This is a genomic window from Novosphingobium sp. B-7 (assembly GCF_000410615.1).
Taxonomy (GTDB): Bacteria; Pseudomonadota; Alphaproteobacteria; order Sphingomonadales; family Sphingomonadaceae; genus Novosphingobium; species Novosphingobium capsulatum.
On record NZ_KE148366.1, the window covers coordinates 23396 to 28154 of the forward strand.

Here is a 4759-nt window from a genome sequence, read left to right on the forward strand (position 1 = left end):
TGCCCATCCCGCGCTCAAGGATGAAGGGCTGGGTGGCAACTTCGGCTTCCTCGATCAGATCGCCGCGCTCAAGTGGGTGCAGGCCAATGTCGCGGCCTTTGGTGGCGATCCGGCCAACGTGACCGTGTTCGGCGAAAGCGCGGGCGGGATGAGCATGCACATGCTGCTGCAATCGCCGCTGGCACGCGGGCTGTTTGCCCGCGCGATCATCGAATCCGGCGGTGGGCGCGATGGCACCTTGCCGATGCCGACGATGGCCCGCGCGGCCAAGATCGGCGCCGATTTTGCCCCCGGCCTCGATGCCGCCGCCCTGCGCGCGCTGCCTGAGGAAAAGGTGACCGGCAACCTCAGCATGATGACCATGGCGCAGACCGGCTATTCCGGGCCGATGGTGGATGGGCAAACGATCGTGGGCGCGTCCAACGATGCCGCCGCCGCCGGCATCGATGCGCCCGTGCCGGTGATGATCGGCGCCAATTCGGCCGATGGTTTCCCGATGACGACCGACAAGGCCGCTATCTTTGCCACCTATGGCGCCGATGCCGACAAAGCGCGCGCGCTCTATGATCCCCAGGGCACGACCAGCGGCCTGATCGTGGGCACGATGACCAGCGCCGATCGCATGTTCATCGAGCCGGCGCGCACCATCGCGCGCACGCTGGCCCCGCGTCAGCCGGTCTATCTCTATCGCTTTGCCTATGCCCATCCCGAGCCGCTCGGAAAGATGGGCGGCGCGCCGCATGCCTCGGAACTGCCCTATGTGTTTGACAGCCTGGCCGGGCGCACCACGCCCAGGGCCATCGCCGCCGAACAGCCCGTGGCCGATCTGACGCACAAGATGTGGGTGGCGTTTGCCAAGACCGGGCGCCCCGATGGCCTGCCCGGCCTGGCACCCTGGCCCAAGGTGACGCCCACCGACACGACCGTCCACCTGATCACCGCAGCAGGCGCCACGCAGGTGGAAGATCCCTATCGCGCGCGGATCGATTTCGTGGAGCAGCGGATCAAGCCATAAGATACCGATCCCGGTGCAATGCCGCGGGCAATCGCCGCATTGCACCGGGATATTCAAGCGTTGGCGTTGACATTCGCGCGCAACCGGCTTTTTGTATTTCCCATGCTCTCGCAAAAAACGCGTTATACGATCCGTGCCCTGCAGCATCTGTCCGACACGTTTGGACAAGGCCCGGTGCGGCTTGACGCGATTGCCGAGGCGCAGAACATCCCGCGCAAATTCCTGACCGTGATCCTGTCGGAAATGGCCCGCGAAGGCGTGGTGGTGTCCCAGCGCGGTCGCGACGGCGGCTATGAACTGGCGCTGCCCCCGGTGGACATCCGCTATGGCGACATCATCCGCCTGACGCGCGGCAGCCTGGCCCTGGTGCCCTGCGCCAGCCGCAACGCCCACGAACACTGCGCCAACTGCCTGCCCGAGGCCGACTGCCGCCTGCGCGGGCTGATGATCCGCCTGCGCGATGAAATGGCAGACATGCTGGACAAGGTGACCCTGGCCGACGCGATCACGCTGGTCCCGCCGTTCGAAGAGACCGCGGTCTAATCCTCATCGGTTCTCGTCACCCCGGACGTGATCCGGGGTCCCGCTGCAGATGCACCGTCCAGAAAAAGCGGGATTCCGGGTCCAGCCCAGGATGACGAACGATCGGGGCATTCCCGGAAAAATGCAATCAACCGCAACTTTTGCGGGGGTCGCGCAACCTTCGCTTGGCGAGTGCCAAGCCGCTGGCTATAGGACGGCGCATGACCCTTCCTGCTTCTGGCCGCAGCCCGCTGCGCATCGCCGTTCTTGCCGCCGCCACTGTTGCCATGGGCCTGACCGCTGGGTGTGCGGGTGGGGGCAAGGCCAAGAAGGACGTGGCCTATGTCGCCCGCGACGTGGACACGCTCTACATGACGGCCAAGGACCGGCTGGACAAGGGCGACGCCAAGCAGGCCGCCGCGCTGTTCGACGAAGTGGAGCGCCAGCACCCCTATTCGCCCTGGGCCCGCCGTGCGCAGCTGATGGGTGCGTTCAGCTATTACGTGGCGCGCGACTATGCCAAGTCGGTGCAGACCGCACAGCGCTTTCTGTCGATCCACCCCGGCAACAAGGACGCGCCCTATGCCTATTACCTGGTGGCGCTGTGCTATTACGAGCAGATCAGCGACGTCACGCGCGACCAGAAGATCACCCAGCAGGCGCTGACCGCGCTGACCGAAGTGATCCGCCGCTATCCCAACACCGACTATGCCACCGACGCCCGCCTCAAGCTTGACCTGGTGAACGACCACCTGGCCGGCAAGGAAATGGAAGTGGGCCGCTTTTACGAAAAGAGCGGCAAGTGGCTGGCCGGCACGCTGCGCTTCCGCGTGGTGATCGACAAGTACCAGACCACCAGCCACACGCCCGAGGCACTGTTCCGCCTGGTCGAATGCTACTTGGCCCTGGGCATCCGGGACGAAGCCCAGAAGACCGCCGCCGTGCTGGGCGCCAACTATCCCGGCAGCGAATGGTACAAGCGCGCCTTCAAGCTGATGAACGCCAAGGGCGACGATATCAGCGCGGTGTGATTTGGGGTGCAGATTGCGAAGTTACAGAAGGGCGCCTGCGGGGCGCCTTTTTTGTGGTGGGGTTAGGGTGGTGCTGCTGATCCGGCCGTTCGTGACCACACGCGCTATCGCTGAAAGCGATCCTTCGTTCAAATTGGCCTTTATGTCATGCCATCCTGAAACTCAGGGTTTCAAGCTCAGGATAGCAGCTCCATCTTTTTACAAATGAGCAAAAGATGATTAATAATGAATTCAACGTCTGGATGCTGAGAAATATCACCATCTGGTGATTCGATCATTAAGCGAGCGGAAAATTGTGTGTCCCATAGTGTATTTTTGCTATTGATACACCATGCCCACCATGGATGAGTTTCGCCACGAGGTAATTCTGGTGTTACAATTTCATCTATTATATAGCGTTCCACACAAACCATGTGGGCATAGTTTTTAGCTTCAAAGTTGTTAGCTTTTAGAGCGCGTAATCCGAAAAAAACATGACCGAATGGTTTTCTGACGTCGTTCTGTAAGGCAATGGCCGCTCCTTTCGGCCAATTAGGACGGCGCAATGCCCATTCGCAATGCTGCCCGATAAGTCTTTCATAAAGTGAAGTTGAGCCAGGCTCGATCTGTAAATCTGGCCAGTTCTTTTTGAGGGCATCTAAGATCGCTTTTTCGATTGCTTCGATTGCCAGTCGGTGCAGATGCTGGTGCGCTTTGTTGAGCATGAACATACCGAGTGCCCGTCGGAGCGTGGGATCGCCGAAATTTTGCGAAATTTCCTGTGCATACCCTTCGAATTGATCATCGCTCATTGAACTATTCCCAAAGGTTTGATCGATCCAATTTAGGAAATCATCTAGCAGTGATCGAGTTCGCATAGCTTTTATATGTGGCATCGCCTGCTCGATTATATCTCTAAACGGTGCGGCCCAAACACCCTCTTCTTCAACATCTTCGCGACGCGCCCATGGCATGCGAATAACGGTCGACTGTGCGGTTTCTGGCGCCTGCTCTGCAAGAAAAACTAGCTTCCATGGCATTTGGCGCGTGCCATGTCGCTTTAGTATCTGTCTTGACATTTCCTCTATATAATCTGAATAATCGCTCAGTTGATTTTTCGATTGATTGGCAAAAATTTTTACTTCTACGCCCATTAATGCATTTGGGGTTTCAATTAAAAGATCGATCATTCGTCCTTTGTCAGTAAAGGCGTCAACCGTTATGGAGACTTTTTCTGGAAAAGTGGCAACTTCCGGTAAGCCCACGGCTCTCAAGAAGCAATTAAGAAAGAGAGTGCCTTGCCCATGATGGCCTGACGGGTCGAGAAGGTTTGATAGGACCGATGTTATGCGCCGCTCGTCAGGTCCCAGAATTGAGAAAGCATTGAGTCTGGGCGCGCTGTGGCGTTCTGCCGTGCGTCTCTCTGCTTCGAGTATAGGAAGCTTTTTTTCGAATTTGCGAAGGAGGTCGACAGGGAGGCGTTGTTCCGACATAGCTTAGGATTTCCGAGATTCTTGCAGAGGGTAGGCCGAAAATCTTGATTAGTTGACATGCGCAATTCCCGGCGCATGATATTTAATTTCGTTGATGATATGCACAAGTCTGGATGTCGGAAAATAACCATAGGTGCGCCGCTTTGTCTACCATTCGGCGTGATCCGCAGCCGCGGGCAACTTGGGGCGCGTTTGCTAATAATAAATGATTGAAGATCGGACTAATTTTTATCATGGACAAGACTGTTTTTGTTGTTCCTGTCCCGCAGTAGTCGCTCCCGCACGCAGCCACTCACCCCCCGTCCGTCATCATCCCCATCGTCCACTCCTGATCATAATCCACCTCTCCCGCCACCGCATACCCCGCAGCATCCCGCGCCGGGCGGAAGCGGAAGCGCTGCAGCACGAGGGCGCAGGTGGTGGTGTCGAGCGCGGCGTTGTGGCTCGATTGGGTGATGTGGCAGGCGCTGGGGCGGCCTTGTGGGGTTACCGCGATGGTGACGGAGGTGGTGCCCTGGGCGTGCGCTTCGCGCGCCGCGAGGGGATAGTCTGACGATTTGATCTTGCCGCCGGTCCATTCTGGGTCGCTGCCGCCAGCGCCGTCACCGTTTCCGCTGGCGCCCGAGCCGGTGCCATTGCCGATGCCACCAGCGCCGCTGCCGGGGCCGGGCGTGGGCGCGGCGCCGTTGTGGCTTTGCGTGCCGAGCGCCACTTGCGGG

5 protein-coding genes are annotated in these 4759 nt (G+C 59.0%); 3 read left to right on the top strand and 2 right to left on the bottom strand.

The features are described 5' to 3' along the window. From H926_RS31860 to H926_RS0114910, 3 genes are all read left to right on the top strand, one after another. Window positions 1–1015: carboxylesterase family protein (locus tag H926_RS31860; RefSeq protein ID WP_237741057.1), on the top strand; the 1015-nt coding region annotated here is incomplete at its 5' end. A gap of 102 nt (window positions 1016–1117) precedes the next feature. Then, a complete protein-coding gene (locus tag H926_RS0114905) occupies window positions 1118–1558 on the top strand; it encodes an Rrf2 family transcriptional regulator (protein WP_022677031.1) in 441 nt (146 codons plus the stop codon). 200 nt (window positions 1559–1758) lie between these two features. After that, window positions 1759–2568: an outer membrane protein assembly factor BamD gene (locus H926_RS0114910; protein WP_022677032.1), complete on the top strand. Its 810-nt coding sequence runs from the start codon at window positions 1759–1761 to the stop codon at window positions 2566–2568. Window positions 2569–2744: 176 nt separating this feature from the next. On the opposite strand, the gene H926_RS31865 is transcribed toward H926_RS0114910, so the two are convergent. Further along, on the bottom strand, window positions 2745–4040 hold the full coding sequence (locus H926_RS31865) for a PD-(D/E)XK nuclease family protein (protein WP_082209185.1): 1296 nt from the start codon (window positions 4038–4040) through the stop codon (window positions 2745–2747). A gap of 292 nt (window positions 4041–4332) precedes the next feature. Next, the coding region (locus H926_RS27845; RefSeq protein ID WP_022677033.1) for an energy transducer TonB at window positions 4333–4759 on the bottom strand (427 nt) is incomplete at its 5' end.